26 protein-coding genes and 1 pseudogene are annotated in these 26,662 nt (G+C 58.1%); 6 read left to right on the forward strand and 21 right to left on the reverse strand.

Annotation, left to right across the window (positions count from 1 at the left end):
* Nucleotides 1-321: 321 nt before the first annotated feature.
* A pseudogene (locus J5276_RS07845) lies at nucleotides 322-726 on the reverse strand (hypothetical protein); the annotation flags it as partial.
* A 306-nt stretch (nucleotides 727-1,032) separates the two neighbouring features.
* On the opposite strand from J5276_RS07845, the gene gltA reads away from it, so the two are divergent.
* Nucleotides 1,033-2,322: a citrate synthase gene (gltA, locus tag J5276_RS07850; protein WP_003496202.1), complete on the forward strand. Its 1,290-nt coding sequence runs from the start codon at nucleotides 1,033-1,035 to the stop codon at nucleotides 2,320-2,322.
* A 130-nt stretch (nucleotides 2,323-2,452) separates the two neighbouring features.
* Here the strand turns inward: gltA and lpxB are convergent, their stop codons facing one another.
* The 15 genes from lpxB to J5276_RS07920 form a co-directional block, all read right to left on the reverse strand.
* Nucleotides 2,453-3,634, reverse strand: a complete 1,182-nt coding sequence (gene lpxB, locus J5276_RS07855; RefSeq protein ID WP_112155102.1) for a lipid-A-disaccharide synthase — start codon at nucleotides 3,632-3,634, stop codon at nucleotides 2,453-2,455.
* Nucleotides 3,631-4,512 (reverse strand): LpxI family protein, encoded by an 882-nt coding sequence (locus J5276_RS07860; RefSeq protein ID WP_162633697.1) that lies wholly within the window; start codon nucleotides 4,510-4,512, stop codon nucleotides 3,631-3,633. Before J5276_RS07860 ends, lpxB begins: the two co-directional genes overlap by 4 nt.
* Nucleotides 4,513-4,515: 3 nt before the next feature.
* Nucleotides 4,516-5,331, reverse strand: a complete 816-nt coding sequence (gene lpxA / locus J5276_RS07865) for an acyl-ACP--UDP-N-acetylglucosamine O-acyltransferase (RefSeq protein ID WP_112155103.1) — start codon at nucleotides 5,329-5,331, stop codon at nucleotides 4,516-4,518.
* Nucleotides 5,328-5,795 (reverse strand): 3-hydroxyacyl-ACP dehydratase FabZ, encoded by a 468-nt coding sequence (gene fabZ, locus J5276_RS07870; RefSeq protein WP_003512853.1) that lies wholly within the window; start codon nucleotides 5,793-5,795, stop codon nucleotides 5,328-5,330. Before fabZ ends, lpxA begins: the two co-directional genes overlap by 4 nt.
* Nucleotides 5,788-6,855: a UDP-3-O-(3-hydroxymyristoyl)glucosamine N-acyltransferase gene (lpxD, locus tag J5276_RS07875; protein WP_003512851.1), complete on the reverse strand. Its 1,068-nt coding sequence runs from the start codon at nucleotides 6,853-6,855 to the stop codon at nucleotides 5,788-5,790. Before lpxD ends, fabZ begins: the two co-directional genes overlap by 8 nt.
* Nucleotides 6,856-6,904: 49 nt before the next feature.
* Nucleotides 6,905-9,229: an outer membrane protein assembly factor BamA gene (bamA, locus tag J5276_RS07880; RefSeq protein ID WP_174011339.1), complete on the reverse strand. Its 2,325-nt coding sequence runs from the start codon at nucleotides 9,227-9,229 to the stop codon at nucleotides 6,905-6,907.
* A 199-nt stretch (nucleotides 9,230-9,428) separates the two neighbouring features.
* Nucleotides 9,429-10,550, reverse strand: coding sequence for an RIP metalloprotease RseP (gene rseP, locus J5276_RS07885; protein ID WP_019565535.1), 1,122 nt, complete (start codon nucleotides 10,548-10,550; stop codon nucleotides 9,429-9,431).
* Nucleotides 10,551-10,599: 49 nt separating this feature from the next.
* Nucleotides 10,600-11,433 (reverse strand): phosphatidate cytidylyltransferase, encoded by an 834-nt coding sequence (locus tag J5276_RS07890; protein WP_003512845.1) that lies wholly within the window; start codon nucleotides 11,431-11,433, stop codon nucleotides 10,600-10,602.
* Nucleotides 11,433-12,176 (reverse strand): isoprenyl transferase, encoded by a 744-nt coding sequence (locus J5276_RS07895; RefSeq protein ID WP_003512842.1) that lies wholly within the window; start codon nucleotides 12,174-12,176, stop codon nucleotides 11,433-11,435. Before J5276_RS07895 ends, J5276_RS07890 begins: the two co-directional genes overlap by 1 nt.
* A gap of 64 nt (nucleotides 12,177-12,240) precedes the next feature.
* Nucleotides 12,241-12,798, reverse strand: coding sequence for a ribosome recycling factor (gene frr, locus J5276_RS07900; RefSeq protein ID WP_003512840.1), 558 nt, complete (start codon nucleotides 12,796-12,798; stop codon nucleotides 12,241-12,243).
* 66 nt (nucleotides 12,799-12,864) lie between these two features.
* The gene (gene pyrH / locus J5276_RS07905; protein WP_003502561.1) at nucleotides 12,865-13,587 is read right to left on the reverse strand and encodes a UMP kinase; all 723 of its coding nucleotides are present in this window, start codon (nucleotides 13,585-13,587) and stop codon (nucleotides 12,865-12,867) included.
* 97 nt (nucleotides 13,588-13,684) lie between these two features.
* The gene (gene tsf, locus J5276_RS07910) at nucleotides 13,685-14,611 is read right to left on the reverse strand and encodes a translation elongation factor Ts (RefSeq protein ID WP_003512838.1); all 927 of its coding nucleotides are present in this window, start codon (nucleotides 14,609-14,611) and stop codon (nucleotides 13,685-13,687) included.
* A 361-nt stretch (nucleotides 14,612-14,972) separates the two neighbouring features.
* A complete protein-coding gene (rpsB, locus tag J5276_RS07915) occupies nucleotides 14,973-15,740 on the reverse strand; it encodes a 30S ribosomal protein S2 (protein ID WP_003512836.1) in 768 nt (255 codons plus the stop codon).
* Between the two features lie 6 nt (nucleotides 15,741-15,746).
* Complete coding sequence (locus J5276_RS30335; protein ID WP_003512833.1) at nucleotides 15,747-15,872, reverse strand: hypothetical protein; 126 nt, start codon at nucleotides 15,870-15,872, stop codon at nucleotides 15,747-15,749.
* Nucleotides 15,873-15,933: 61 nt separating this feature from the next.
* On the reverse strand, nucleotides 15,934-16,776 hold the full coding sequence (locus J5276_RS07920; RefSeq protein ID WP_019565533.1) for a cell envelope integrity EipB family protein: 843 nt from the start codon (nucleotides 16,774-16,776) through the stop codon (nucleotides 15,934-15,936).
* Between the two features lie 116 nt (nucleotides 16,777-16,892).
* Here J5276_RS07920 and J5276_RS07925 point away from each other — a divergent pair, with 116 nt between their 5' ends.
* From J5276_RS07925 to J5276_RS07940, 4 genes are all read left to right on the forward strand, one after another.
* Nucleotides 16,893-17,363 carry a RidA family protein gene (locus J5276_RS07925; RefSeq protein ID WP_003512829.1) on the forward strand — a complete coding sequence of 157 codons (471 nt, stop codon included), beginning with the start codon at nucleotides 16,893-16,895 and terminating at the stop codon, nucleotides 17,361-17,363.
* On the forward strand, nucleotides 17,360-18,100 hold the full coding sequence (locus tag J5276_RS07930; protein WP_112155105.1) for a glycerophosphodiester phosphodiesterase: 741 nt from the start codon (nucleotides 17,360-17,362) through the stop codon (nucleotides 18,098-18,100). Before J5276_RS07925 ends, J5276_RS07930 begins: the two co-directional genes overlap by 4 nt.
* A complete protein-coding gene (locus J5276_RS07935) occupies nucleotides 18,097-19,296 on the forward strand; it encodes a GNAT family N-acetyltransferase (protein ID WP_112155106.1) in 1,200 nt (399 codons plus the stop codon). The genes J5276_RS07930 and J5276_RS07935 overlap by 4 nt, the downstream gene beginning before the upstream one ends.
* A gap of 126 nt (nucleotides 19,297-19,422) precedes the next feature.
* Nucleotides 19,423-19,854, forward strand: a complete 432-nt coding sequence (locus tag J5276_RS07940; protein WP_112155107.1) for an HIT family protein — start codon at nucleotides 19,423-19,425, stop codon at nucleotides 19,852-19,854.
* A 176-nt stretch (nucleotides 19,855-20,030) separates the two neighbouring features.
* On the opposite strand, the gene J5276_RS07945 is transcribed toward J5276_RS07940, so the two are convergent.
* Complete coding sequence (locus tag J5276_RS07945) at nucleotides 20,031-20,882, reverse strand: DUF1989 domain-containing protein (RefSeq protein WP_112155108.1); 852 nt, start codon at nucleotides 20,880-20,882, stop codon at nucleotides 20,031-20,033.
* A 110-nt stretch (nucleotides 20,883-20,992) separates the two neighbouring features.
* Between J5276_RS07945 and J5276_RS07950 the strand changes: the two genes are divergently transcribed.
* Complete coding sequence (locus tag J5276_RS07950; RefSeq protein ID WP_112155109.1) at nucleotides 20,993-21,883, forward strand: LysR family transcriptional regulator; 891 nt, start codon at nucleotides 20,993-20,995, stop codon at nucleotides 21,881-21,883.
* Here the strand turns inward: J5276_RS07950 and J5276_RS07955 are convergent.
* The 4 genes from J5276_RS07955 to clpA all read right to left on the reverse strand — a co-directional run bounded on the left by J5276_RS07955 (nucleotide 21,862) and on the right by clpA (nucleotide 26,658).
* Nucleotides 21,862-22,812, reverse strand: a complete 951-nt coding sequence (locus tag J5276_RS07955; RefSeq protein ID WP_112155110.1) for a phosphatase PAP2 family protein — start codon at nucleotides 22,810-22,812, stop codon at nucleotides 21,862-21,864. The genes J5276_RS07950 and J5276_RS07955 overlap by 22 nt on opposite strands.
* Before the next feature lie 70 nt (nucleotides 22,813-22,882).
* Nucleotides 22,883-23,227 carry an AzlD domain-containing protein gene (locus J5276_RS07960; RefSeq protein WP_003512818.1) on the reverse strand — a complete coding sequence of 115 codons (345 nt, stop codon included), beginning with the start codon at nucleotides 23,225-23,227 and terminating at the stop codon, nucleotides 22,883-22,885.
* On the reverse strand, nucleotides 23,224-23,982 hold the full coding sequence (locus J5276_RS07965) for an AzlC family ABC transporter permease (RefSeq protein WP_111783108.1): 759 nt from the start codon (nucleotides 23,980-23,982) through the stop codon (nucleotides 23,224-23,226). The genes J5276_RS07960 and J5276_RS07965 overlap by 4 nt, the downstream gene beginning before the upstream one ends.
* 159 nt (nucleotides 23,983-24,141) lie before the next feature.
* Nucleotides 24,142-26,658 (reverse strand): ATP-dependent Clp protease ATP-binding subunit ClpA, encoded by a 2,517-nt coding sequence (clpA, locus tag J5276_RS07970; protein WP_013636010.1) that lies wholly within the window; start codon nucleotides 26,656-26,658, stop codon nucleotides 24,142-24,144.
* Nucleotides 26,659-26,662 lie beyond the last annotated feature (4 nt).

Raw genomic sequence — 26,662 nt, forward strand, 5'->3', positions numbered from 1 at the left:
GGGGCTTTTTCGTTTTGCGCAAAAGAAAACCCGCCGCGCTTGTGAAAGCGAGGCGGGCGACAGAAATGGAGAAAAGAAGATCGAAAGGTGCAAAGAAGATTTCATGCAATTTCGCACAGGATCAGCAAAACCACAATGAACTTTACCGCCAGAGGGCGGGCAGCTTGCCGCGCCAGCGGCAACAGGAAATACGTGCGACCTAGGAAAGCGCTTCCAAGATGGCTAGTGATATCGGCCTAACGGCCTCAAAGCGGCCCGCCTTTGTCGGTATGGCACAAAGAAATTTCCATACTTAACTATTTGATTTTATTATCTATACGTAGTATCCAGCACCACGGTCCCTGCCCTTCGGGTTTCGAAATCTGCCAGAAGCATGCCCAGCAATAGAAAAGCGAAAGGGCCGCAAACCGCCGCCGCAATGCCAGCTTTATATCTCACAAAGAGCGCCAGAACGGCGACAAAAAGAAATGTGGCAATCAAAACGACCGGGGAAGGCGTGGCATCTAGAGAAAACCAGAGTACCGCGCCGCAGCCGATGGAAACGGGAATGAAAAGAAAATCGTGGCCGAATGCGCGCTCCTCGGCCAGGCACATGGCGATTTTTTCGGCCACGGTAGTGTTGCGGTTAATCTCGGGAATAATGGCGGGAGTGTCATATGTTGCCGCATCACTGCTTCGGCGGAGAGGAAACAGAATTTCCCGTGTGCCGGGCAAGTCTCCCTGCATCGTTTTAGCATATTCGAAATGCTGTTTTTCCCCTTGACCGAGCAATCCCCACCGCCCCTTGCCGCACCAAAAACAGGTTTGCAGACCAGCGCTGGGGATTGCAATCCTTTACTTTAACGATGCGTTGACCGAGATTGAATTGCTGCTGCCGGGAAAGCCTGAAGCAACGCGATTGCGTTTGCCGCAATGCACAATTTGACCTTTGGATAGCTTGGCATCCGCGCAAGGATCATATAGCTAATCGGTAGACGCTTAACCGCGGGGCGTATCTCAACGCCCCCACCCGCATGTTTTCGGAGGATCAGTATGACGGAAAAAAGCGCTACAGTGACACTTGGCGAAAAACAGGTCGAACTCCCGGTCAGGGAAGGCACGATTGGACCAAGCGTCGTCGATATCGCCACGCTGTACAAGCACACGGGCTCCTTCACCTACGACCCCGGCTTCACCTCGACAGCCTCCTGCGAATCCAAGATCACCTATATCGATGGTGACGAAGGCGTTCTTCTGCACCGCGGCTTCCCAATCGAGCAGCTTGCCGAACAGGGCGACTTCCTGGAAACCTGCTATCTGCTGCTTTACGGCGAATTGCCGACGGCTGCGCAGAAGAAGGACTTCGACACCCGCGTAACGCGCCACACCATGGTGCACGAGCAGATGAGCCGCTTTTTCACCGGCTACCGTCGCGACGCACATCCGATGGCTGTCATGTGCGGCACGGTCGGCGCTCTCTCGGCCTTCTATCACGACTCGACGGACATTACGGATCCGCACCAGCGCATGGTCGCTTCGCTGCGGATGATCGCGAAAATGCCGACGATCGCCGCCATGGCCTACAAGTACCATATCGGCCAGCCCTTCGTTTACCCGAAGAACGACCTCGATTACGCTTCCAACTTCCTGCACATGTGCTTTGCCGTGCCTTGCGAAGAGTACAAGGTCGATCCGGTTCTGGCCCGCGCCATGGACCGCATCTTCATCCTGCATGCGGATCACGAGCAGAATGCTTCCACCTCCACGGTGCGTCTTGCCGGTTCGTCGGGTGCAAACCCGTTCGCCTGTATTGCAGCGGGCATCGCCTGCCTCTGGGGTCCGGCACATGGCGGCGCCAACGAAGCGGCGCTCAACATGCTCAACGAAATCGGCACGGTTGACCGCATTCCGGAATACATTGCCCGCGCCAAGGACAAGAACGATCCGTTCCGCCTGATGGGCTTTGGCCACCGCGTGTACAAGAACTACGACCCGCGCGCCAAGATCATGCAGAAGACGATGTACGAAGTGCTGGAAGCCACCGGCAACTCCGACGATCCGATCATGCAGGTCGCGCTCGAACTCGAAAAGATCGCTCTTTCCGATCCTTATTTCGTCGAGAAGAAGCTGTACCCGAACGTCGACTTCTATTCGGGTATCACGCTGAAGGCGCTTGGCTTCCCCACGACCATGTTTACCGTGCTGTTCGCACTGGCCCGCACCGTAGGCTGGATCGCGCAGTGGAACGAAATGATCGAGGATCCGCAGCAGCGCATCGGCCGTCCGCGCCAGCTCTACACGGGCGCCGGCAAGCGTGACTACGTTCCGGTTTCCAAGCGTTAAGCCGGGAAACCAACCAACATAAAAAAGCCGGCGGGTTTTATCCGCCGGCTTTTTTGTTGGATATGATCATCGATAAGAATAGCGAAACCTGCCCTGCCGACCCCAGGAAGCAGACAGGATCGCTGCCGGTTCAGCCTTGCTGCTCGCGGCTGTTCAGCACATCGAGAAGTATAAGGGCGCCGGTTTCGCCAGGAGGCACTTCTGTGTGCAAACGCTCCTGCACAAGAGCATAGCCTTCCAGCATCGCCCGCCGTTCGGTGGTGTCGGATGAGAGCCGCTCGGCCCAACGCAACATCGACCCTGCCCGTACCACCTCGTTGAAATATTCCGGCACCACGACATAGTCGGCAATCAGGTTCGGAAGCGCACCGGTCCAGGTTTTCACCCGCTTGCTCAGCATCGTGAAAATCCAGTCGGTCTTGTAGACCGATATGGTTGGTACGCCGACGAGCGCGAGCTCGAGAATAACGGTGCCGGACGCGGCAATCGCCGCATCGGCGCGCGCAAATGCATTCCACTTGAAGGCGGGATCGATGCCGATTTCAGGCCTGATATCCTGAGGCCATGTTGCCGCCAGTTCGCGGATGCGGTTTTCCTGGCGCGGCACTGTCGGCAGCAGAAACTTCGTCGGGCCGTTGCGCTCGACATATGCTTTTGCCGCTTCCTGAAACGGCTCCATCAACCGGGTCGTTTCGGTGGAACGTGACCCCGGCAGGAGCAGAATGGTTTTCGGTTCGCCGTTGGCAGGCAGGGGCCGCTCAGCCCGCCTCTGCCGCACGGAGAGCACGTCTTGATCGACGCTGAGGCGATGGCCGACAAAGGTTGTCGGCGGGCCGCCGAGACGCCGCATCGCCTCCGGTTCAAATGGAAGCAGGGCCAGAACGTGATCGACATAGGACAACATCGCGGTGGCGCGATATTCCTTCCACGCCCAGACGCTGGGGCAGACATAATTGACAACCGGCAGATGCGGCAATTGTTTGCGGACTTTTTTCGCAACACGATGGGTGAAATCCGGGCTGTCGATGATCAGCAGAATATCCGGCTTGGCGACGATGATTGCCTGCGCAGTCTGGTTGATCCGCGAAATCAGCTTCGGCAGCTTCTTCAGAACCTGCGTGAAGCCCATGATGGAGAGTTCGGAATAATCGAACAGCGAAACCAGCCCCTGCGCCTCCAGAGCCTCACCGCCGACGCCTATCAACTCGACAGAACCCGAGTAATGGCCTTTCAGGGACCGAATGAGATCGGCACCCAGAAGATCGCCGGATACCTCGCCGGCTATAACCGCCACCTTCAACGTTGCCGTCATCCCACCATGTCTCCGCCCATCATGTCTTCACCGAGTGACGTATCGATACCGCAGACGAATATGCCGGCCTGATCTGCCGCCTTCAACATCTCATCGCGATCAAGTACCAGCGCGCGTCCGGCTTCAACGGCGATCCCCGCTAGCCCGGCCTTATGCGCGTTCTCCACCGTTTCCACGCCGATAGTTGGCAGGTCAGCGCGGATATCCTGCTGCGGCTTGCAGAGCTTCACCAGAACACCCTTTCGACGGGGCGAGATGCGGCCCTCGGCGCGCAATGCCGCGACACGCGCCAGCATCGCGTCTGTGCCCTCGACGCCCTCCAGTGCAACGATACGGCCGCCAACGGCGACTGAACCCTGCCCGACATCAAGCGTGCCGAGTGCCAGTGCGGCCTGCGCGGCCTTGCGTATGTCGCGCAGATCGTCTTCAGCAGGTTTATGCGCACCGAAAGGGCCGGTCGTAGCAAGCAGACCGGGTGCGATCTCGTGGGCGCCAATGACTTTTGCCCCAAGCGTGCCGATGACCTTGATGACCATCTGCAAAACGGCGTCATCGCCGCTCGACAGCAGGGTGCGGACGATGGATGGCAGTTTCAGCAATATGCCGATCGTGGGGCGGATTTCCCGCCATTCAGGGCGCCGCGCCACGGCGCCGGAAAGCACGACGCGGTCAACCTGGTTTTCGCGCAGCAGCCGACCAAGCCCGGCGACATCGCCGACGCTAATCACCGCATTGTCGAAACCGCTCCAGTCAAACTGGGAATCATCGCGCAGCTGTACAATGAAGGGGTTCTCCCCCATCTCGCGCGCGGCCGCCGCGACATGCAGCGGCAGCTGGCCGCTGCCGGCCACGATGGCGAGACGCCCGCCGCCTGTCACGGCTCACTTGCCCCGATTTGGCGAGGAAAGCGCGCGGTCGCTATCCGCACCGATGAAATCGAGGATTTCGATGACCTGGGGGCAATCGAGATATTCTGCGCGGTCAATCGCAGCCGCATTGCTGCGGATAGCGCCTTCGCCTTCGAAGATCTGCTTGAAGACGCGCCTGACCTTGTGAATATCCGCGCGGTCGATACCGGAACGCGTCATGCCAACGACATTCAGCCCGCCGAGAATGCCGGGATTACCGTTCAGCATGCCATAGGGAATGACGTCATAATTGACCGCCGACAACCCGCCGATAAAGGCCTGACGACCGATTCGAGTGAACTGATGCACGGCACAGCCGCCGCCCAGGATGGCGCGGTCCTCGATGGTGACATGTCCCGCCAGCATCACATTGTTCGACAGGATGATATGGCTGCCGAGGCGACAATCATGCGCCACATGCGAATTGGCGAGGAACAGGTTGTCATCGCCGACAATCGTCTTGCCGCTGCCATCGGAGCTGCCCGCATTCATCGTAACGCCTTCGCGCATGATGCAGCGCGCACCGATCTCGAGCGTCGTTTCCGAGCCATCGTGGCGAATTGCCTGCGGTGTACCGCCAATAACGGCCATTGGATGGATGACCGAACCACGGCCAATGACGGTGAGACCGGAGACGACGGCATGATTGTGCAGCGTGACCTCGTCTTGCAGAGTGACTTTCGCGCCGACATAGCTCAGGGCACCGATGACGACATTTTCACCGATAAACGCGCCGTCTTCGACAACGGCGGTCGGGTGAATTTTTGCCGAAGCCGCGATAGTGCTCATTGCTGGTCCTCGGGGATCATCATCGCACCGACGTCAGCTTCCGCCACCAGCGCGCCTTCGACCTTGGCCTCGCAATGAAATTTGAAGACATTGCCCCGCTGGCGCTGCTTGACCACGTGAATTTCCAGACGATCGCCGGGAACGACGGGTCTGCGGAAGCGCGCATTGTCGATTGTCATGAAATAGACGAGATAACCGCCTTCACCCTGGCTGCGGGCGCAGATCGCGCCTGCCGTCTGGGCCATGGCCTCAACGATCAAAACGCCCGGCATGATCGGGCGATCCGGGAAATGACCGGTGAAATGCGGTTCGTTGACCGTCACGTTCTTGATGCCAATCGCCGAATTATTACCATCGATCTCGATGATCTTGTCGATGAGCAAGAACGGGTAACGATGCGGCAAAAGCTTCATGACTTCCAGAATGTCAGCCGCGCCGAGCGTCGTCTTGGTTTCTTCAGCCATCGTTTTTTTCTCCTGTTTTTTTATCACGCCCTTCAGCGCGCGCCAGAATATCGGCCATGTCGCGCAGGAAATACTTCATCGGACGCGCTGGCGTCCCACCATAACGGGCGCCGGCCGGAACGTCGGCGACAACACCGCTCATCGCCGCAATCTGCACGCCGTCACCAATAGTGATATGGCCGTTGATACCCGCCGCGCCGCCGATCATCACACCATCGCCGATGCGGGTGCTGCCCGCAATGCCGACCTTGCTGACGATGCCGCAATGGCGGCCGATGCGGACGTTGTGGCCGATCTGAACCTGATTGTCGATCTTGGTACCTTCGCCGATGACCGTATCGTCCATCGTGCCACGGTCGATCGTCGTATTAGCGCCGATCTCAACATTATCCTGAATGATAACCCGGCCGATCTGCACGATTTTCAGCATGCCGCGCGGACCGGGCGCATAACCGAACCCGTCCTGACCGATGCGCGCTCCGTTGTGAATAATCACATTGTTGCCGATGAGAGCGGCAAGAATGCTCGCGCCGCCGGCAATCGTGCAATCACGCCCCACCTGAACATCCGCGCCGATGATGACACCAGGCCCGATCCGCGTACCGGCGCCGATATGGGCACCAGCGCCAATCACGGCGAGCGGCTCGACAATCACGCCAGCTTCCAGCTTTGCAGACGGATCGACATGCGCGGTATGGGAAACTTCAGCTTCCATCACCACAATCGTACCGGGACGCATCGCGGCGGGATGCAACAAGGCACCTACCTGCGCAAAAAGCGTGTGCGGGTTTTTCGATATCAGCGCCGGGATGTGAGACGGCAGCATATCCGCAAGTGCAGCGTCACAAATGACGGCGCCAGCCTCACAGGTCGGCAACTCATCGCGGTTTTTGCGAGAAAGAATATAGCAGAGCTGGTCGGGTTTTGCCCGGTAGACCGGCGCAACGGACCTGATGATCCGTTCTCCCGCCGCCTCATCAGACAGTTCCGCCCCAAAACGGTCTGCGATGTCTTTCAATCGCAGTCCCTCGTGGGGCGGAAAAAACGCGTTGTATTCCATTAGCCGGACACTCCAGAACGTTCAAAGTTGCAGTTCTGGACTGCCGATATCAGAAAGTGTTGGACATGCCAAACCGGAAACGCTGTTCCTCGTCGTAGTCTTCCTTGGCGATCGGAACCGCATAGTCGACGCGGATCGGTCCGAAGGGCGATGCCCACATCACGCCGATACCGGCGGATGCGCGGATGGAGTTGTCATCCTTCACGCCTGCGCTGTTGGCAACCTTGTTGCCGAACAGCGTACCGGCATCGACGAAACCGGCGAGACGGAGGCCGAAATCTTCCGGAACACCTGGCATCGGAGCCGTGACTTCAGCAGAAGCCGCGAAGTAGGTCGTGCCGCCGATGGAGTCGGAACCGATACGCGGGCCAATACCATCATTCTTGAAGCCGCGAACCTGACGACCACCGAACTTGAACTGATCGAACACCAGCAGATTGTCGCCCGTCGGAACGACGTGACCCGCCTGACCGGTGAGCGAGCCGATAACGTCGTACTCGTCCGAAAGCGTGTAGTAGAAGCGCGCCTTGGCGTAGATCTTGTAATATTCGGAATCGCCGCCGAGGCCTGCAAATTCGTTCGTCAAGGCAGCCTGCCAGCCTTCGCGCGGCATGTTGCGGTCGTCGAGCGTATTGTAGTTCAGCGTGTTGGAGATGATGGACTGTGTCCAGTCACCGCCACGGATCAGAGCCTTATAGGGCTCGGCAAGATTGCTGCCGGTTTCCCAATCGCCCTCACCGTCGTAGTTGAGCTGCTTGTAGGTGTACTTGAACGTCGTCGAGAGGTTCTCGGTGATCGGCGCCGTCACGCGCAGTGCGAAGCCCTGCTCGTCGTAATCGTAATAATCTTCGCTGCGGCTCTGGCTCTTGAACAGGTCGAAACCTGCGGCCAGACGGTAACCAAGGAAATACGGCTCGGTGAAGGACAGCGTGTAGCTGCGTGCATCATCTTCACCCGCACCGGCGGCGAGACGAATGTACTGGCCACGACCGAGGAAGTTCTTCTCTTCAATCGATGCTTCAAGCAGCACACCGTCGTTCTGCGAGTAACCCGCACCGATACCGAACGAACCTGTCGACTGATCTTCAACGTCGACAACGATGACGACGCGATCAGGCGCGCTGCCGCCGGCAGTCGAGACATTGACCTTCGAGAAATAACCGAGCGCTTCAAGACGGCGCTTGGCAGCCGTGATGACCGTCTGGTTGAAAGCATCGCCTTCGGAAATATCGAACTCGCGGCGAATGACGTAGTCACGCGTACGCGTGTTGCCACGGATCTCGATACGCTCGACATAGGCGCGCTCGCCCTGATCGACGATATAGGTCACACCGATGGTGTTACCAGACATATCGCGGTCGCCGCGCGGCGTTACACGGGCGAAAGGATACCCCTCACCGGCAACGCGCTTGGAAATCGCTTCCATGCTCTGCTGGACTTCCTTGGCGCTGTAGCTAGCGCCCTGGCGGGTTTCCACGAGACCCTGAAGCTCGGAGCCGTCAATACCCGGAACAGTCGATTCGACTGCGACGTTGCCGAAGTCGTACTTCTTGCCTTCGTCGACCGTGATGGAGATGGTGTATTCGTTCTTGGACTCATCAAGCACAGCATCGGACGACACGACCCGGAAGTCGGCATAACCACGGTTGTAGTAGAACTGGCGCAGCGCCTCTTCGTCGGCGCGCAGCTTGTCCTCGTTATAGACGTCCTTGCGTGTCAGGAACGACAGCATGTTGGACTTCTTGGTATTGATGACAGCGGCCAGACGACCGTCGCTATAGGAATTGTTACCGACAAAATCGATGCGGCCGATCTTCGTGCGCTCGCCTTCGTTAATGACGAAAGCGATGTTCACACGTCCCTGACCAACGGAAACGGTCTGGGTGGTGATTTCGACGTCGCTGCGACCGATCGCGGAATAGGCTTCCTTGATGCGCGCGATATCGGCAGTAACGATTGCCTGATTGAACGGGCCGAGCGGCTGGGTCTGCACGACGCCAGCGAGCTTGTCGTCCTTGATCTTGCGGTTACCGTTGAAAACCACCTGATTGACGAGCTGGTTTTCGTTGACCGTTACAACCAGCGTGCTGCCGGAAACGCGCATGGAGACATTCGAGAAGTAACCGGTGGCGTAAAGACGCTTCACCGATTCATCGATGTCCGAATTGGAAAAGTTCTTACCCGGCGCAATGGTAATGTTGGAGCGTACGGAGTCCGCACCGGATCTCTCAGCGCCGCGAACATCAATCTTGCTGATGACGGCTGCATTCGCAACACCAGCAGAGGCAAGCACGCCGAGGCCCGCAACCGAAGAAACACCAGCAGACAGCGCAACCGCCGACACCGCGTTCAAAAATCTTGAACCAGCCTTCATTTCAATTCTTACCTTTTTACGTTGTCCCTCAGCGGGCGGAACCCGACTCCGGCCATGTGCGTCGTTTTACCTGCTTTTCCCCTACAAGCAAGTCAGAACGTTAAATTCTGTTTACTTCGTGATCCAGAGTGGCGCATTCGCCACTTCGGGATAAAAACAGGGTAAACAATCGACTAACAAAACCGTTAAAACACTATCCTCAGCCAATCAAGCTGCTGATATCATTCCATGTTGCAAAAACCATAAGACCCAAAATCATTGCCATGCCGATACGGAACGCAACCTCCTGCGCACCGGCACCAAGCGGTCTGCCGCGGATGGCCTCGATTGCATAAAACACCAGATGTCCGCCGTCCAGAACCGGCACAGGCATCAGGTTCAAAAGACCGATCGATACGGAAAGAACCGCTGCGAGCTGGATGACGGCCGAAATACCGAGCGTCGCCATCTGACCGGAAGCCTGTGCGACGCGGACTGGACCGCCCAGTTGATCGGCGTTCATGCGCCCGGTCACGAGGTTACCGATGTAGTTGAAAGTACCGGTGATGACGTGGCCCGTTTCACGCACGCCCTCAAGCAGCGCCTCAGACGGCGAATACTCGATGTGGCGGAAATTGCCGCTGTTCTGGTCGGTGACAATGCCGATGATGCCCATTTCCAGCTTGTTGCCGAACTGGTCCGTGGTTTCGGTGCGGGTCGGAACCATCGGCAGCTTCAGCTCCTCGCCTGCCCTTTCGACGGTCACGGTGATCGGCGTACCCGGACGGATGCCGACATAACGGCGTACGTCCTCGAACGTCTTGACCTTTTCACCGTCGATCGCAACGAGGCGGTCACCGGGGTGCACGCCGGCGGCCGCAGCCGCGCTGTTTTCACGCACTTCCGCCACGACCGGATCGGCGATCATACGGCCATAGACACCGAACAGGACCGCGAAGATGAGAATGGCGAGAATGAAATTGGCAATAGGTCCGGCGGCAACCGTCGCCGCCCTTTTCCACAGCTTAGCGCCGGAAAGCGTCTGCGCCCTCTCCTCAAGCGACATGTGCGACAGGCCGGAACTATCCGGCTTGCTGGACGCATCCTCGTCGCCGAAGAATTTTACATAGCCGCCGAGCGGTATGGCGGAAATCTTCCAGCGCGTGCCGTGCCTGTCGGTAAAGCCGATCAGCTCCGGGCCAAAACCGATGGAAAAGGCGGTGGAGCGAATGCCGCTCCAGCGGCCGACAAGGTAGTGGCCCATTTCATGGACGAAAACTAGCAGGGAAAGTACGAGGACGAAGGGCACGATATAGCCGGTCAGAAAACCGGTCGCCGCCATTATTGTGTTCATGACAATCTGCCCTTTATTTCATGACCTTGCGCGCCGATTAAAAGCCCGGCAACAGGCCGCCGCCCGATCCGGGCACGTCGCCGGTTGCCGCCGCATGCACGAAAGCAATGAGGAATACCGTAAAGCAGGCGAAAACAAGACCGTCAACCCGGTCCATGAAGCCGCCATGGCCGGGAATGAGATGGCTCGAATCCTTGACCTGAAAACGCCGTTTCACGAAGGATTCGAAGAGATCGCCTATCTGGCTGAACACCGAAAGAATGAGAGCGAGCCCAAGCAGCAGCAGGCTGATCCTGCCGTGATAGGCAAGAGACACCGCGCCGCCGCCGATCAATGCGGCCACCGCTCCGCCGATAGCGCCTGACCAAGTCTTGCCCGGTGAAATCGACGGCGCAAGCTTTGGCCCGCCGATGGCGCGCCCGACGAAATAAGCGAGAATATCCGTTGACCAGACGACCGCGAAAATGAACAGGATGGCGACGAAACCCGTCAGCTCATCGCCGCGAATGGCGGCCAGCGATATGCCGCTCAGACCCGCATAAACGATGCCGCCCACCAGCCACCAGTTTCTGCCACGCAAGACGGGAAAAAGTGCCGCCGTCAGCGTGAAGCCAGAGAGCAGAGGCAGGTCGAGCGAAGGTTCGCCGAAAATCGTGTTGCCGGCGATGACGGCGACCGCAAACCAGCCCCAGGCATTGCCGGTGGAATTGGTTTCCGACATGCGGGTGATTGTCGCCCATTCATAATAGATGAGGATTGCCAGCAGACCGGCCACGATGCGGAACAGAATGCCGCCATACCAGGTCGCAGCCAAAATGACCGCCGCCATGACGATTGCGGATATGATCCGCAGTCTGAGTTCACGGCTCATCAGGCGCCTGCCACGGCAACCTGCTCGGCCAGAGCGCCAAAACGGCGATCACGCGTTGCATATTGCTCGATTGCGGAAAAAAACCGCTGCCGGTCGAAGTCGGGCCAATATTCGGGAACGAACAGGAACTCGGAATAGGCAGCCTGCCAGAGCAGGAAGTTCGACAACCGTTCCTCGCCGCTGGTGCGGATGATCAGATCAGGATCTGGTATGCCTGATGTGTCGAGTCTGGCCGAAATAATCTCCGGCGTGATCGATTCTGCATCCAGCCGGCCTTCGGCGACATCGCGGGCAATAGCCATTGTCGCGCGGGCAATCTCGTCGCGGCTGCCGTAATTGAAGGCAATCACCAGCGTCAGCCTGGTGTTGTCAGCTGTCATGTGTTCCGCTTCTTCGAGAAGACTGCGGATATCGTTTTTCAGCCCCTGCCTATCGCCGATGATGCGTACACGCACGTTTTCGCGGTGCAGTTCCGCAAGGTCGCGCCTAATGAAAGCCTTCAAGAGCCCCATCAGGTCGCTGACCTCGGATTCGGGCCTGCGCCAGTTTTCCGACGAGAACGCGAAAAGTGTGAGGTAGCGGACACCGCAGTCGCCGGCCGCACGCACCGTTTCGCGCACAGCCTCGACCCCGCGGCGATGCCCCATCACGCGCGGAAGACCGCGCTGTTTTGCCCATCGCCCATTTCCATCCATGATGATGGCGACGTGCTCGGGTATTGAGGAACGTGTCGTCGTCGGCATATCGATCCAGTAACAGGCAGCGCGGAATTAAAACGAATAAAATACAGGTCTATCGCAAGCGATACTAGACCTGCATGATTTCCTTTTCCTTCTCGCCAAGCAAGCGCTCAATTTCCGAAATCGTGTCGTCGGTGATTTTCTGCACTTTTTCCGACTGTCCACGGCTTTCGTCCTGACCGATATCACCGTCTTTTTCGGCTTTTTTCAGACCATCCATGCCATCGCGACGCACGTGACGAATCGCCACCTTGGACTTCTCGGCGTAGTCATGAGCTACCTTGACGAGCGATTTGCGGCGCTCCTCGTTGAGTTCTGGCAGCGGGATACGCAGGTTCTGACCATCAACGATCGGGTTGAGGCCGAGATTGGATTCGCGGATGGCACGGTCGACGGCGTTCACCATCGACTTGTCCCAGATGTTGACGCCGAGCATGCGCGGCTCCGGAACCGTGATGTTTGCGACCTGGTTTAGCGGAACGCGCGAGCCATAGGCCTCGATGGTCACCGGATCGAGAATGTTGGCCGAAGCGCGGCCGGTGCGCAGCGATGCGATATCGCTTTTGAATGCATTGATGGCACCATCCATGCGGCGCTTGATATCGTTGAGGTCAATACCACTCATCTTGATACTCCATCTCTATCGGCCGTGGCGGCCGGAATACGCCACAGGGGCGACATCGTTTTTTGATTATTTGTCGTGCACGATGGTCTTGCGGCCGCCGCCGGTCAATATCTGCGCGAAACCGCCCTTCTCGTGGATCGAGAAAACAATGATCGGGATGTGATTCTCGCGGGCAAGCGCGACAGCTGCAATATCCATGACCGCCAGTCCCTTGCCGAGCACTTCGCTGTGGGTCAGCTCGTCGAAACGGGTGGCTGTCGGGTCCTTTTTCGGATCGGCGGAATAGATGCCGTCCACCTGGGTGCCCTTGAAGATCGCTTCCGCGCCCATTTCCGCGGCGCGCAGCGCTGCAGCGGAATCGGTGGTGAAGAAGGGGTTGCCCGTGCCGCCGGCAAAAATCACCACGCGGCCCTGCGCCAGATGGTGGAGCGCTGCACGCTGCGAGAAGCTTTCACAGATTTCCGGCATCGCGATTGCGGACAGAACGACGGTGTCAATGCTGAGCTTGCGCAGGGAGGTTGCGAGCGCCAGCGCGTTGATGACGGTGGCCAGCATGCCCATATGGTCGCCGGTAACGCGATCACCGCCCTTGGACGCCACGGCAACGCCGCGGAAAATATTGCCACCGCCGACGACAACGCCGACTTCAACGCCCATCGCCCTCGCCTCGGCAATATCGGAGGCGATACGGTCTGCAACCGCCACATCGATACCGAAACCCTGATCGCCCATAAGGGCTTCACCGGAAGCCTTGAGAAGAACACGTTTGTAGATCGGCTTGGAAGACATCATGACTCCTCGGAAATGTAACCGAAACGCGGATACACGAAGGGCACCGCGTTGTCACGCGATGCCCTCCCGTTTTCCCAAGATTGGGTAAATATAATCAGCCCTTGGCGACTGCAGCGACTTCTGCTGCGAAATCGCTTTCTTCCTTTTCGACGCCTTCGCCGAGCAGCAGGCGAACCATGCCCGTCACTTCGATGGCAGCACCGGCTTCCTTTTCAGCTTCCTTGACGGCAGCGCCGACAGTGATGTCGGGGTTGATGACGAAAGCCTGCGACAGAAGAGCGACTTCTTCGAAGAACTTGCGCATGCGGCCATCAACCATCTTTTCGATGATGGCTTCCGGCTTGCCGGATTCACGGGCCTGCTCGATGAAGACGTTGCGTTCGCGCTCGGCCACGGCTGCGTCAACTTCCTCGGCGCGGATGGCGAGCGGGTTGGTTGCAGCGATGTGCATGGCGACCTGGCGACCGATGGAGCTCAGAACGGCCTTGTCGCCAACCGACTTCAGGGCAACGAGAACGCCAAGCTTGCCGATGCCTTCGCCGGCAGCATTGTGGATGTAGGTCGCGACAACGCCGTGCTCGACTTCGAGTGCTGCCGAACGGCGCAGCGTCATGTTCTCGCCGATGGTGGCGATCGCGTCCTTGATGCTGTCGGAAACGGACTTGCCGGTTGCCGGATAGGTGGCGGCGCTGACGGCTTCAACGGTGCCGTCGGTGGAGAGCGCTACCTGGGCAATGCCGCGAATGAGATCCTGGAACGCGTCGTTGCGGGCAACGAAGTCGGTTTCGGAGTTTAGTTCCACAACAACAGCCTTGTGACCCATGGTGGCGACGCCGATCAGACCTTCGGCAGCCGTACGGCCAGACTTCTTGTCGGCCTTTGCGATGCCCTTGGCGCGCAGCCAGTCGATCGCCGCTTCCATGTCGCCATTGGTTTCAGCAAGAGCCTTCTTGCAGTCCATCATGCCTGCGCCGGATTTCTCGCGCAGTTCCTTCACCATTGCGGCTGTGATTTCGGTCATTGTTTGCCTCTTATCGGTTCGATCGGTCAGCCGGCTGAATTCGCCGTGCCGAAGTTCTGGGTGATGAGTGTACCCGGCCGCACACCCTTTGAAACCGGGACGATTTCAGGAAAGGGGCATGCGCATTCCCAAGTGCTGCGGCGTCTCCATACATCGAAACGATGGGTGCCGCTCAAGTGTGACAGCGTTATGAAGGCTGCCACCGGATTTCATCCGCATCAAAACGCCAGAGACTTCACCGAAGCCCCGACGGAGCGGTTTGAAACGAACAAGGCCGTCAACCCATTAAGGTCTTTGACGGCCTTGTCATATCCTGGTCGAGGAGACGGCGACACGAAATCGCCGCCAGACAGGGCCTATATCAGGCGCCAGCCTCGTCTTCGAGCGCGGGCTCGATCGGAGCTTCTTCCGAAGCGCCGATGTCGCGGCCGGACGAACCCTGCTGACGCAGGATGCCGTCGATGGCGGCGCGGGCGATCAGGTCGCAATAGAGCGAGATGGCGCGCGATGCGTCGTCGTTACCTGGGATCGGGTAGTCGATGTGATCCGGATCGCAGTTGGAGTCGATGATCGCAACGACCGGAATGCCAAGACGCTTGGCTTCTTCGATCGCGATCTTTTCCTTGTTGGTGTCGATGATGAACATCAGGTCCGGAACGCCGCCCATATCGCGGATACCGCCGAGAGCCTTTTCAAGCTTTTCGCGTTCGCGCTCGAGGGTCAGACGCTCCTTCTTGGAATAGCCGGTGCCTTCCGAGTTCAGAATCTCGTCAACCTTGCGCAGACGCTGGATCGAGTTGGAGATCGTCTTCCAGTTGGTCATCATGCCGCCGAGCCAGCGGGAGTTGACGTAATACTGGGCCGAACGCTTTGCGCTGTCGGCGATGATTTCAGACGCCTGACGCTTGGTGCCGACGAACAGAACGCGGCCGCCACGAGCAACGGTGTCGGACACGACCTGAAGGGCGCGCGACAGCATCGGAACGGTCTGAGCCAGGTCGATGATGTGGATGTTGTTACGGTCGCCGAAGATGTACGGCTTCATCTTCGGGTTCCAGCGATGCGTCTGGTGACCAAAGTGAACACCAGCTTCCAGAAGCTGACGCATAGAAAAATCGGGCAATGCCATGCCTAGTTACTCCTTTTCCGGTTTAACCCCCGCGAAGCGAACAGCGCCGATTTTCATCGACACCACCGGGCGGAACGGACCGGATTTCTCCCGGAACATCCCAAGCTTCGCGTGTGGAATGGTGAGGCGCATACAGTCGCCTCAGATAAAAAGCAAGCATTTCTGCGAAAAAACCACGCAAACGGTCCGTCTTTTAGCGAACCGGCTTGTTTTCGCAGGTTTCCGGCTTGAGGATATCAAGCTTCGCGAGCTTGCCGGTCAGAACGAAATCGCCGTAATCCATCGTCAGATCGCGGGTGATTCCGTTATCGTAAAGCTTGAACGACATGCGGTAGATCGGCAGGGCGTCGGTGCCGGTCTTGTCGTTGTAATAAGCGATCGTCACCGGCCAGAACGCGGCTTTGCCGAATTCGCCCGCCTTGCCGGCCTCGGCATCGCCGTCCTTCGGCATCTGCGCCTTGCCGACCAGCGTCGAAGTGATCAGGCTTTCATCGCCGTCATCCGAGCCGTCGAAAATACGGGATTCGAAGATGCGCTTTCCCTGCTTGGCGTTTTCAATGACCTGAAACATGTGCTCGGTCGGAAATTCGCTGGCGACGAGATCGATCTGACGGGGGTCCGGGCGGGTCAGATCAACCTTCACACCCTCTTTGTTGTCGATTGCAGCGCCCTGCACTTCCTTGTCCAGCTTGTCGTCGGTGTAGGACTTGGTCTCGAAGGTGAACTTCCTGGCCGCCAGGTCCTCGAAGGTCGTCGTCTGCTGGTCGGTCATGCGGACCGCGTCGCCGGTGTTGATCTGTGTCACGAAACGGAAATCCGTCTTGTAACCCTGACACGCAGAGCCAGTGAATTCATAGACCATTCGGCCCGTCATGCCCTCGATACCGGAACGATCCGTCGCGTCCTTGAGTTCGAGATCGTAGACGGCGCGATGGGCGATGAGGTCCGGAACCGTGACGGGCAAGGCATTGGCACCGTTCGACAGGCCGGTCATGAGCCCTGTGGCGGCAACGAAACCAAGCGTCCTGACAAACATTCAATATCTCCTGTTGGACTCGCTGCTCATATTGTACAAGCAACCGCCCGGCTTTTGGATCAACATCTTCTGAATGCCGGATTCTTGAAGGATTTACAACAAAACCGGAGACGAAAATGTCTGATGTCATCGAAGGCCGCCTCAAGGAATTGGGCTTTACTCTTCCCGTAGCGGCAGCACCTGCCGCAAACTACGTTCCGTTCACCATCAGCGGCAATCTTCTTTATGTATCGGGTCAACTGCCGATGGAATCAGGCAAGATTGCGGTGACGGGCCTCGTTGGCCGCGATGTTGACGTTGCAACCGCCCAGCGCGCCGCCGAATTGTGCGCCGTCAACATTCTCGCACAGGTCAAGGCTGCCTTGAACGGCGACCTCTCGAAAATCCGTCGTATCCTCAAGCTGAACGGCTTCGTTGCCTCGGTTCCGGAGTTCGTTGAACAGCATCTCGTCATTAACGGCGCCTCCAATCTCCTCGCCAACGTTCTGGGTGATGCCGGCAAGCACGCCCGCGCCGCCGTCGGCATGGCCTGCCTGCCCTTCAATGCCGCCGTCGAGATCGACGCGATCGTGGAAATCGACGTATGACCCTTAAACTTTCCTGGCTTACCGCCCAGCCCGTCGCCCATCGCGGTTATCATGACCTGAACAAGGCGGTCTGGGAAAACACGCTATCCGCATTTTCGCGCGCCATCGATGCTGGTTTTGCCATCGAATGCGACGTGCAGCTGGCCGCCGATAGCGTACCGGTGATTTTTCACGACGACGACATGGCCCGGCTGACGGGTATCAAGGGCGATGTGCGCGAACATACCGCAAGTGAATTGTCTCTGCTTTCGGTCGGTCAGACCAAGGACCGCATACCGACGCTGAAACAGCTTCTGGCGCTATGCGCCGGCAAGGTGCCGCTGGTGATCGAACTGAAAGGACGTCAGGGCGAAGGCGTCGATGACGGGTTTGCCGAAGCGGTGCTGGAAGATCTCGAGGGCTACAAGGGCCAGGTGGCTCTGATGAGCTTCGACCATCACCTCCTCAGAGACCTGAAGGCTGCAGGCTCGCCCTGGCCGCTCGGCCTTACCGCCGAAGGCGCCAAGCCGGAAGACTTCTTCAAACACGACGAGGCGATGCAGATCGGTGTTGATTTCATCTCCTATCATTGGGGTCATTTGCCCAACAGTTTCATCGAGGCGCAAAGAAAACTTGGGCTTCCCGTGATTACCTGGACTGTCAGGGATGAAAATGCGCGCGAGACTACCTATAAATATGCGGACCAGATGACATTCGAAGGTTTCGACCCGAGAGAGAACCCCTCCGCCACGGCATGACAGAAGACTATTCCATACGCGTTGCGCAATCTCTGAGGGATATCGATCCGGACAGCTGGAAACGGCTTTCCGGAACATCACGCAATGTGTCAGGAAAACCGTATAATCCTTTCATTTCCCACGCATTTCTATCCTCGATGGAAGATTCCGGATCGGCCACTGCCAAGACCGGCTGGCTTGGGCACCATCTGCTTCTCGAAAACGCGTCGGGCGAACTCGTCGGAGCCGTTCCGGCCTATCTGAAGAACCACAGCAAGGGCGAATATGTCTTCGACCATGGCTGGGCGGATGCCTTTGAGCGAGCCGGCGGCCATTATTATCCGAAGCTGCAATGTTCGGTGCCGTTTACGCCGGCGAGCGGGCCGCGGCTGCTGGTATCCGAAACCGAAGACGAGACGCGCTTCAAACCGCTTCTGGCATCCGGCCTTGTCCAGGTGACGGAAAAGATCGGCGTTTCTTCCGCGCATGTCACGTTTCTGGAAGACGCCGACCTATCCGCGCTTCTGCCCCGGGACTTCCTGCACAGGACCGATCAGCAGTTCCACTTCATCAATGACGGCTATCGCGACCACAACGATTTTCTTGATGCCCTTTCATCGCGCAAGCGCAAGGGGCTGAAAAAGGAACGTCGGGCAGCGCTGGAAAACGGCATTGAGATCGACTGGTTGACCGGAAGCGACCTGACAGAGGAGATCTGGGACCAGTTCTTCGCCTTCTACATGGATACCGGCAGCCGCAAATGGGGACGGCCCTATCTGACGCGGGAATTCTATTCGCTGATCGGCGAGCGCATGCCTGACGACGTTCTGCTGGTCATGGCCAGACGCGAGGGACGCTATATCGCCGGTGCAATCAATTTCATTGGCTCGGATGCGCTTTACGGCCGACACTGGGGCTGTATCGAGGACCATCCCTTCCTGCATTTCGAGGTTTGTTACCATCAGGCGATCGATTTCGCGCTGTCGAAGGGTTTGAAGCGGGTGGAGGCGGGTGCGCAGGGTGAGCACAAGCTGGCGCGCGGTTACGTGCCGGTCACCACCCATTCAGCGCATTTCATCGTTCATCCGGGTCTGCGCCGCGCGATTGCCGATTATCTTCAGCGCGAGCGTGAAGAGGTCGAACATATTGGCGACTATCTGGAAGACCACACGCCCTTCCGCAAGGGTGAGCGACAGGAACACGAGCCGGATGCATAAAGCTGTCGCGATCTTTCAGATTCGCCGCCTACGCTTTATGCCTTTGTTTCGTTGCATGTCGTTATCGCAAAACCGCTACACGCTTTTACGCGACATGCTTTAGTCCGTTACGAGGAGAGATCACCGATGACCGCCAGCGCCTATGATGACAACAATATCTTCGCGAAAATCCTGCGCGGCGAAATTCCGAGCCACAAGCTCTATGAAGACGAGCATACGCTGGCTTTCATGGATGTGATGCCGCAGGCACCCGGCCATCTTCTGGTCGTTCCGAAAACCGGCTCGCGCAATCTGCTCGATGCCGACCCGCAAGTGCTGGCAAAGACCATTGCCGTGGTGCAGAAACTGGCAGTCGCAGCAAAGGAAGCCTTCGACGCTGATGGCGTCTTTGTCGCCCAGTTCAACGAACCGGCGGCTGGCCAGACCGTGTTCCACTTGCATTTCCACGTCATTCCGCGCAAGGAACGCGAGCCGCTGAAGCCGCATTCCGGCGCTATGGCCGATGGCGAAGTGCTGAAGGCCCATGCGGAAAAGATAAAGGCGGCACTTGCCTCGTGATTTTTGCCAAGACGCCTACGCGTTTGGCAGAATGGCGGCATCCGCACACCGTCACCCCGGAGCTTATCCGGGGTGCGGCGCGATAAAGTCATTGATCGCGCAATATTCCTCTCGGCGCAGACGCGCCTTGGCTGGTTGCCGGATCTAGTCCGGCATGACGACCGTGGTGTTTATCATCATTCCACGGGACGATAGGCATTCCTCTCCGGCCAGGGCCAGCCTTCAAGCACCGCCATATCCGGCCGGAATATCTCCACCTTCAGGGGATAGCACGGGACCGCGTCGCTCGAATGGCTGGCGCCACAATCGCCGCCGGGGCAAGCGGAGAGCGCGCCGATGAGATCAATTTCCGCGAAGAGTTCCAGATAGTCGCCCGGCCGCACCGGGCTTGCCTTCATGAAATACTGATGCGTATCGCGGGTGAAACCCGTGCACATGAAGACGTTCAGAACATCGTGTACATGCGGTTCCGCCTCGCCGAATGACAGGCCTTTGGCCGCGGCGAGTGCATTGGTGAGGTTCGAATGGCAGCAATGGTGATAATCGCCGCCGCTCAACAGCTTGTTGGTATAGGGATCGCACCGGGTGCCGATCACATCATGCACGCCACCGCCATCTTCATCCCAGCCATACCATGACAAAGTATCATGGGTGATGGTCGCCATCGGCCGCAGGGACGGGAGATTGCTCCACAGGCGGTTGCCTACGGAAACATGGGTCGCATGCAGGGCGCGGGTTTTGCCGCTGAAAAAGCGCTCCGTCAGATCATGGGCATTCCAGAGATTCAAATCCCCCACCTGCGGGCCTTCGGTGCTGACGATGCGGAAAAAGTGTCCCTTCGGAACATTGAAAGTGCCGCCCTCGCGCGGTGGCACGATGACTTCGTCTATCTTCACCATGGCTTTTTTAGCCTGTTCAAGACGCGCCAGGTCCGGTGTCTGAAGTGTGCCGTTCGGATAAACGACGACGGAACGGACGGCGCGGCGCGCGGTGGCATCAATGGGTTCGGCGGCGGACACGGGGGTCATGAAATCCTCGGATGGATGAAAATGTGAAGCGAAATTGCGGTATGAATGGCGTGATGACAAGACGGGTTTTTCTTGCGCTCAGACCAAGTCTGACTTAGCCTCGCAGCATCATGAAACTGCCACCGCTCGCCACCCTCCGCGCGTTTGAAGCTGCGGCCAGAAGGACAAGTTTTTCCCTGGCCGCGCAGGAACTCGGCATGACGGCGACGGCCGTAAGCCAGCATGTGCGCAATCTGGAAACATGGCTCGGCGCGCCGCTTTTCGAGCGCCATGCAAGAGGCGTGAGACTGACGCCGGCGGGTCAGGAATTCGGAATGACGGTTTCGTCCGGCTTGGGGCAGATCGCTTCCGGTGCGGAACGGATCAGCCGGGGCCGAAACCGCATCACCGTTAGTCTGGCCAGCCTGCCTTCAGTGGTTGCGCATTTTCTGACACCCCGCCTGCCCCGTTTCCGCGCGCTCTATCCAGACATACAGGTTTCAATCAGCTATTCCGGCAGGAATGAGACCACGCAGCCCGATCTCAGCATCACCCACGGCCCACGCCCTGCACAAAAAGCCGTGGCGCTTTTCAGTGCCGAGACGCGCCCGACATGCGCACCCGCTTACGCCACGAAGTCCGGTCCCTTCAACGATGTCGCAAGCCTGCTGCTGGCCGAATTGCTGCATGACGCCACCGAGACGGCATGGCGGGACTGGCTGGCGACTGCTGGCCTATCCCTGTTCCAGGGCACTGGCCCAATCTTTGCCGACTTCAATCTGCTCGTGACCGCTCTCAAGGCGGGACACGGCATCGGCCTTTGCCCGACAGCGCTTCTTCGCGACGAAATCGCCGACGGTCAATTGACCGTGCTTTTCGATCGGGCGGCCGATGCGGACAAATATTACTGGTTGATTGAAGCAGAAGAGATGACCGCATCAGCTCGGCTCCTGTCGGACTGGCTTGTCGATGAGGCGCGCGAGAGCGGAAACCGGGGCGATTACTCCGCCGCGATGACTTGAGTCGAAACGGCTGCCGCATCGTTCGCCCGTTCTCTCACCGACAGCCAATTGAGCAGGCAAGTCGAGACAGCACAGACCATTGCAAAGGCGATGAGACCACCGAAAACATCAGACAGATGATGACCGCCTTGAACGAGAACAGCGGGCAACATCAAGATATTGATCGGCAAGATCACCGCCATCACCAACCAGTGACGCGGAACGAACCAGACGGACATCGCCGCCATGAAGGTGTGGAACGATGGGAAACTGATTAGACCTAAAACGTTTCGCGGAGATATATACGCTACTCCCTCCTGACCCAGCCTTATGGTCTCACGACCGTACGCAGGATCAAGTGCGATGGGAATGGTTTCCAAAACCCATTGTGGGAGTTCGTTATATGCTGCGGCTCCGTAGGTTGGAAAAAAAATCCAGAAGATGATGCTCGTAAAGGCCCCAAGCACCCCTGTTACCAGAAACTGGTGCAGCATCCGGTCTTTGCCGGTAAAGCCGAGAATTATGATTATTGCCAAAAGCTGTGGCAACGACGTCGCGTAGACCAAAAACAGGATTTTTCCGATCCATGGGTATGTTGCAGCCCATATGACGATGCCTGTCCAGCTATAACCGAAGGCCGCGTCCACGCGGAAAAGCAAGTGATCGATTGCCGGGAAAGAGACGGGCAGAAACATGTAATTAAAGACGGACGCGACAAGCGTAAACAGAATGAACAGTCCACCAGAAATCAGAGCGGCGGCTATGCGCAGATCGCGGCCGCTTGTGCGATAGAACTGACCAAGGATAAAAATGCCGGCACCCGCGAGTCCGCATAAAAAATATCCGGCGTAATCGACATGAATACCTTTGGCAAAGATCAATACTGCATCTGTTAAGAACAAGATGGCGATAAAGACAAGTACAAAACGTTCTGCCGCAAATAGTCGCATTGAATTGACGCCCCGGTTCAAGCCAGCAGTAAAGTAGAGTAGAGCGCTTAATATTCGGATAAGACGAGTACTAAAAACCGAGCACAAACAACCCGGCTGCCAAAAGTGCGATGGGCACGGCTACGCCGACAATGACGCGTTGGCCGGCGGCCAGGAACGCTGTAAAACCGAGTGCTGCCGCGCCGATGCGTAGCCATAGCGGTGAAGCTTCAAGCGTTCCGGTTGGAAAGACGATCAGCTTGGCGGTGACGGCCATCACGAGCGCGGTGGCGACTGCCCTCACCCAATATAGCGCCTCGGAATCCTCCTTCAGCCGGTTGCCGGCGAGCACGCCGAGCCAGCGCCAGAGATCGGTCGCCAGCCAGCCGGCAATGGCGATGAAGAGATAGGGCGCCCACCACTGTTCGGTCATCATGGTTCGCTCTCCGGTGAGACGGGAATGATCTTTCGACGAAAGACGAAACGGTCGATCAGATAAGCCACTGTGCCGCCACCGATCCCGGCATAGAGAATGTCGAATTCCGGCGCGATTACCGCAAAGACCGGCCCCGCGATCACACCGATGATGAAGGCGACCTTGACGACGGAATGGCGGGCGGTCGCCCAGATCGACGCTATGAAATAGACAGGCGTCAGAAAAAACAGCACGCCTGCGACAAGCGGTGGAAAAGCCGCGACGACGCCGTAACAAAGGCCGACAATGATAGCGTTGACGACGGTAAGGGTAATGCCGAAACCGGCAAACCACGCAGCCCGTGCTTCGCGCGGTATTTTGGAAAGGTTTTGCGTGGCGAAGACCCAGGCGGTGATCGCCACGAAGTGGGAGAGGAACAACAAAATCCATGTCGGCGTTTTTGCGCCACGCATCTCCGGAACGATGGAGGCAACCATGGGCATCATTCGCACCGATGACAGCGTCACTGCCAGAAAACACGCGGCAAGATTGGCGCCGCCGACCATCGAGCCGATCAGGATCATCTTGGCCGGCAAAGCCCAGATAACCAGCGTCATAAACACCGCTTCCCCACGTTGAACGCCCGATTCCAGCGCGAAGGCGCTGAAACCGACGAAGGATGTCATGAGAATAAGCGAGGGCAGCGAGAATATGCCCCGCATTCCCCTGAAAAACCAGCCGCGCAGGGGGATGGTATCGCTGTCTGCTGATCGCATTGCTGGTCCACTAATGCATGTCGTCCGAAAGTGCGCAGCGGTTTCGGAATGACGAGAAAAATAAAGCGCGTTTCACGGATCCGGTAAAATCCGACGCGCTTCAGGCATGAAAATGCCGGGCTTTCGCCCGGCACCAATTTGTCGGTCGGAAGACCGTTATCATTTCTTCTTCGGCACCTTCGGCACCGTATTCGCCTTGCGGCGCGGCTTGCTCTCCTCGTCGGGCTTGCTCGCCTCGGCAACCAGAACATCCGCTTCCTCATTGGCAATCGCTGCCTTCGAGGCGGGCTTCGCCTTGGCCTTAGACGCCTTGCCCGGAGACTTGGCAGCATTGAGCTCTGCTTCCGGCTTCGGCTTTACCGGCGCTGTTTCCGGCAGAACCTCGAGCTTGAGGCCGTCGGAACCATCGTCCTTCTTGCCGACGGTGACGCTGACGACACCGCCCTTCTTGAGCTTGCCAAAGAGGATTTCGTTGGCGAGCGGCTTCTTGATGTGCTCCTGGATCACGCGCGACAGCGGGCGAGCGCCCATCTTCTCGTCGTAACCCTTTTCCGCCAGCCAGGAGATCGCGTCTTCGTGCAGATCGAAGGTGACATTCCGCTCGGAGAGCTGGGTCTCGAGCTGCATGACGAACTTCTGTACCACCTTGTGGATAACGGCAGTCGGCAACGGCGAGAACGGAATGATCGCATCCAGACGGTTGCGGAATTCCGGCGTGAACAGGCGATTGATCGCCTCTTCATCCTCACCCGTGCGTCGCGAAGAACCGAAACCGATGGCCGATTTTGCCATTTCGGAAGCACCCGCATTGGTCGTCATGATGAGGATGACGTTGCGGAAGTCGATCTTCTTGCCGTTATGGTCGGTCAGCGAGCCATGGTCCATTACCTGCAACAGGATGTTGTAGATGTCCGGATGGGCCTTCTCGATCTCGTCCAGCAACACCACGGAATGCGGATGCTGATCGACGCCATCGGTCAAGAGACCGCCCTGATCGAAGCCGACATAACCGGGAGGTGCACCGAGCAGACGCGAAACGGTATGGCGCTCCATATATTCCGACATGTCGAACCGCAGCATCTCGACACCGAGCGAGGCGGCGAGCTGCTTGGCCACTTCGGTCTTGCCCACGCCGGTCGGGCCGGAGAAGACATATGAGCCGATCGGCTTGTTCGGTTCGCGCAGACCGGCGCGTGCCAGCTTGATGGCGGTGGCCAGCGCCTCGATGGCGATGTCCTGACCATAAACGACCGAGCGCAGTTCCTTTTCGAGGTTGGCGAGAACCATCTCGTCATCCTTGGAAACGGTCTTCGGCGGAATGCGAGCCATCGTCGCGATGGTTGCTTCGATTTCCCGTTCCGTGATCAGCTTGCGACGCTTGGACGCCGGCAGCAACATCTGCGCCGCACCGGTCTCGTCGATTACGTCGATCGCCTTGTCCGGCAGCTTGCGGTCGGAAATGTAGCGGGCCGACAATTCGACCGCAGCCTTGATCGCTTCGTTGGAATATCTGAGGTGATGATAATCCTCGAAGTAAGGCTTCAGGCCCTTCATGATCGCGATAGCATCATCGATCGACGGCTCGTTGACGTCGATCTTCTGGAAGCGACGCACCAGCGCGCGGTCCTTTTCGAAGAACTGGCGATATTCCTTGTAGGTGGTCGAACCGATGCAGCGGATCGCGCCTGACGACAGAGCGGGCTTCAACAGGTTCGATGCATCCATTGCGCCGCCGGAGGTCGCACCCGCACCGATGACGGTGTGGATTTCGTCGATAAACAGGACAGCGCCGGGATATTCCTCGAGTTCCTTGACGACCTGCTTCAGGCGTTCCTCGAAATCACCACGATAGCGGGTTCCGGCCAGAAGCGTGCCCATGTCGAGCGAGAAGATCGTGTCATTGGCCAGCGCTTCAGGCACCTTGCCTTCAACGATACGCTTGGCCAAACCTTCGGCGATCGCCGTCTTGCCCACGCCCGGATCGCCCACATACAGCGGGTTGTTCTTGGAGCGGCGGCAGAGGATCTGGATGGTGCGGTTGACTTCCTCATGACGGCCGATCAACGGGTCGATCTTGCCGTTTTTCGCCTTTTCATTGAGGTTGACGCAATAGGCCTTCAGCGCATCCTGCTGTTTCTTGGCGGATGAGCCTTCTTCCTCGGGATTGCTGCGTGCAGCCTTGGGGTCGGCCTCCGGCTCGTCTGCGCCACGCGGAGCGCGGGTCTGCGACGTGCCCGGACGCTTGCCGATGCCGTGGGAGATATAATTGACCGCATCGTAACGGGTCATTTCCTGCTCCTGCAGGAAGTAGGCAGCGTGGCTTTCGCGCTCGGCGAAAATGGCCACAAGCACGTTCGCTCCGGTCACTTCCTCGCGGCCAGACGACTGAACATGAATGACAGCCCGCTGGATAACCCGCTGGAAGCCGGATGTGGGCTTGGAATCCTCGTCATAACCGGTCACGAGGTTGGTCAGTTCGTTGTCGACGTAATCGCTGACAGTCTTGCGCAGCGCATCGAGATCGACATTACAGGCGCCCATCACGGCAGCGGCATCCGCGTCGTCGATCAGCGCCAGAAGGAGATGTTCCAGCGTCGCATATTCGTGGTGACGCTCATTTGCAAAGGTCAGTGCCTGGTGCAGCGCCTTCTCGAGACTTGGGGAAAAAGTTGGCACGTTG

Origin of the sequence: Agrobacterium sp. S7/73, assembly GCF_019355535.1 — a bacterium.
GTDB classification, from domain to species: domain Bacteria; phylum Pseudomonadota; class Alphaproteobacteria; order Rhizobiales; family Rhizobiaceae; genus Agrobacterium; species Agrobacterium tumefaciens.

Bases quoted from the DNA above. Each gene is read 5' to 3' on its own strand.
- gltA (WP_003496202.1), top strand. From the start codon at position 1,033: ATGACGGAAAAAAGCGCTACAGTGACACTTGGCGAAAAACAGGTCGAA.
- lpxB (WP_112155102.1), bottom strand. From the start codon at position 3,634: ATGACGGCAACGTTGAAGGTGGCGGTTATAGCCGGCGAGGTATCCGGC.
- lpxA (WP_112155103.1), bottom strand. From the start codon at position 5,331: ATGAGCACTATCGCGGCTTCGGCAAAAATTCACCCGACCGCCGTTGTC.
- fabZ (WP_003512853.1), bottom strand. From the start codon at position 5,795: ATGGCTGAAGAAACCAAGACGACGCTCGGCGCGGCTGACATTCTGGAA.
- lpxD (WP_003512851.1), bottom strand. From the start codon at position 6,855: ATGGAATACAACGCGTTTTTTCCGCCCCACGAGGGACTGCGATTGAAA.
- bamA (WP_174011339.1), bottom strand. From the start codon at position 9,229: ATGAAGGCTGGTTCAAGATTTTTGAACGCGGTGTCGGCGGTTGCGCTG.
- rseP (WP_019565535.1), bottom strand. From the start codon at position 10,550: ATGGCGGCGACCGGTTTTCTGACCGGCTATATCGTGCCCTTCGTCCTC.
- J5276_RS07890 (WP_003512845.1), bottom strand. From the start codon at position 11,433: ATGAGCCGTGAACTCAGACTGCGGATCATATCCGCAATCGTCATGGCG.
- J5276_RS07895 (WP_003512842.1), bottom strand. From the start codon at position 12,176: ATGCCGACGACGACACGTTCCTCAATACCCGAGCACGTCGCCATCATC.
- frr (WP_003512840.1), bottom strand. From the start codon at position 12,798: ATGAGTGGTATTGACCTCAACGATATCAAGCGCCGCATGGATGGTGCC.
- pyrH (WP_003502561.1), bottom strand. From the start codon at position 13,587: ATGTCTTCCAAGCCGATCTACAAACGTGTTCTTCTCAAGGCTTCCGGT.
- tsf (WP_003512838.1), bottom strand. From the start codon at position 14,611: ATGACCGAAATCACAGCCGCAATGGTGAAGGAACTGCGCGAGAAATCC.
- rpsB (WP_003512836.1), bottom strand. From the start codon at position 15,740: ATGGCATTGCCCGATTTTTCTATGCGTCAGCTTCTGGAAGCTGGTGTT.
- J5276_RS30335 (WP_003512833.1), bottom strand. From the start codon at position 15,872: ATGCGCCTCACCATTCCACACGCGAAGCTTGGGATGTTCCGGGAGAAA.
- J5276_RS07920 (WP_019565533.1), bottom strand. From the start codon at position 16,776: ATGTTTGTCAGGACGCTTGGTTTCGTTGCCGCCACAGGGCTCATGACC.
- J5276_RS07925 (WP_003512829.1), top strand. From the start codon at position 16,893: ATGTCTGATGTCATCGAAGGCCGCCTCAAGGAATTGGGCTTTACTCTT.
- J5276_RS07930 (WP_112155105.1), top strand. From the start codon at position 17,360: ATGACCCTTAAACTTTCCTGGCTTACCGCCCAGCCCGTCGCCCATCGC.
- J5276_RS07935 (WP_112155106.1), top strand. From the start codon at position 18,097: ATGACAGAAGACTATTCCATACGCGTTGCGCAATCTCTGAGGGATATC.
- J5276_RS07940 (WP_112155107.1), top strand. From the start codon at position 19,423: ATGACCGCCAGCGCCTATGATGACAACAATATCTTCGCGAAAATCCTG.
- J5276_RS07945 (WP_112155108.1), bottom strand. From the start codon at position 20,882: ATGACCCCCGTGTCCGCCGCCGAACCCATTGATGCCACCGCGCGCCGC.
- J5276_RS07950 (WP_112155109.1), top strand. From the start codon at position 20,993: ATGAAACTGCCACCGCTCGCCACCCTCCGCGCGTTTGAAGCTGCGGCC.
- J5276_RS07955 (WP_112155110.1), bottom strand. From the start codon at position 22,812: ATGCGACTATTTGCGGCAGAACGTTTTGTACTTGTCTTTATCGCCATC.
- J5276_RS07960 (WP_003512818.1), bottom strand. From the start codon at position 23,227: ATGATGACCGAACAGTGGTGGGCGCCCTATCTCTTCATCGCCATTGCC.
- J5276_RS07965 (WP_111783108.1), bottom strand. From the start codon at position 23,982: ATGCGATCAGCAGACAGCGATACCATCCCCCTGCGCGGCTGGTTTTTC.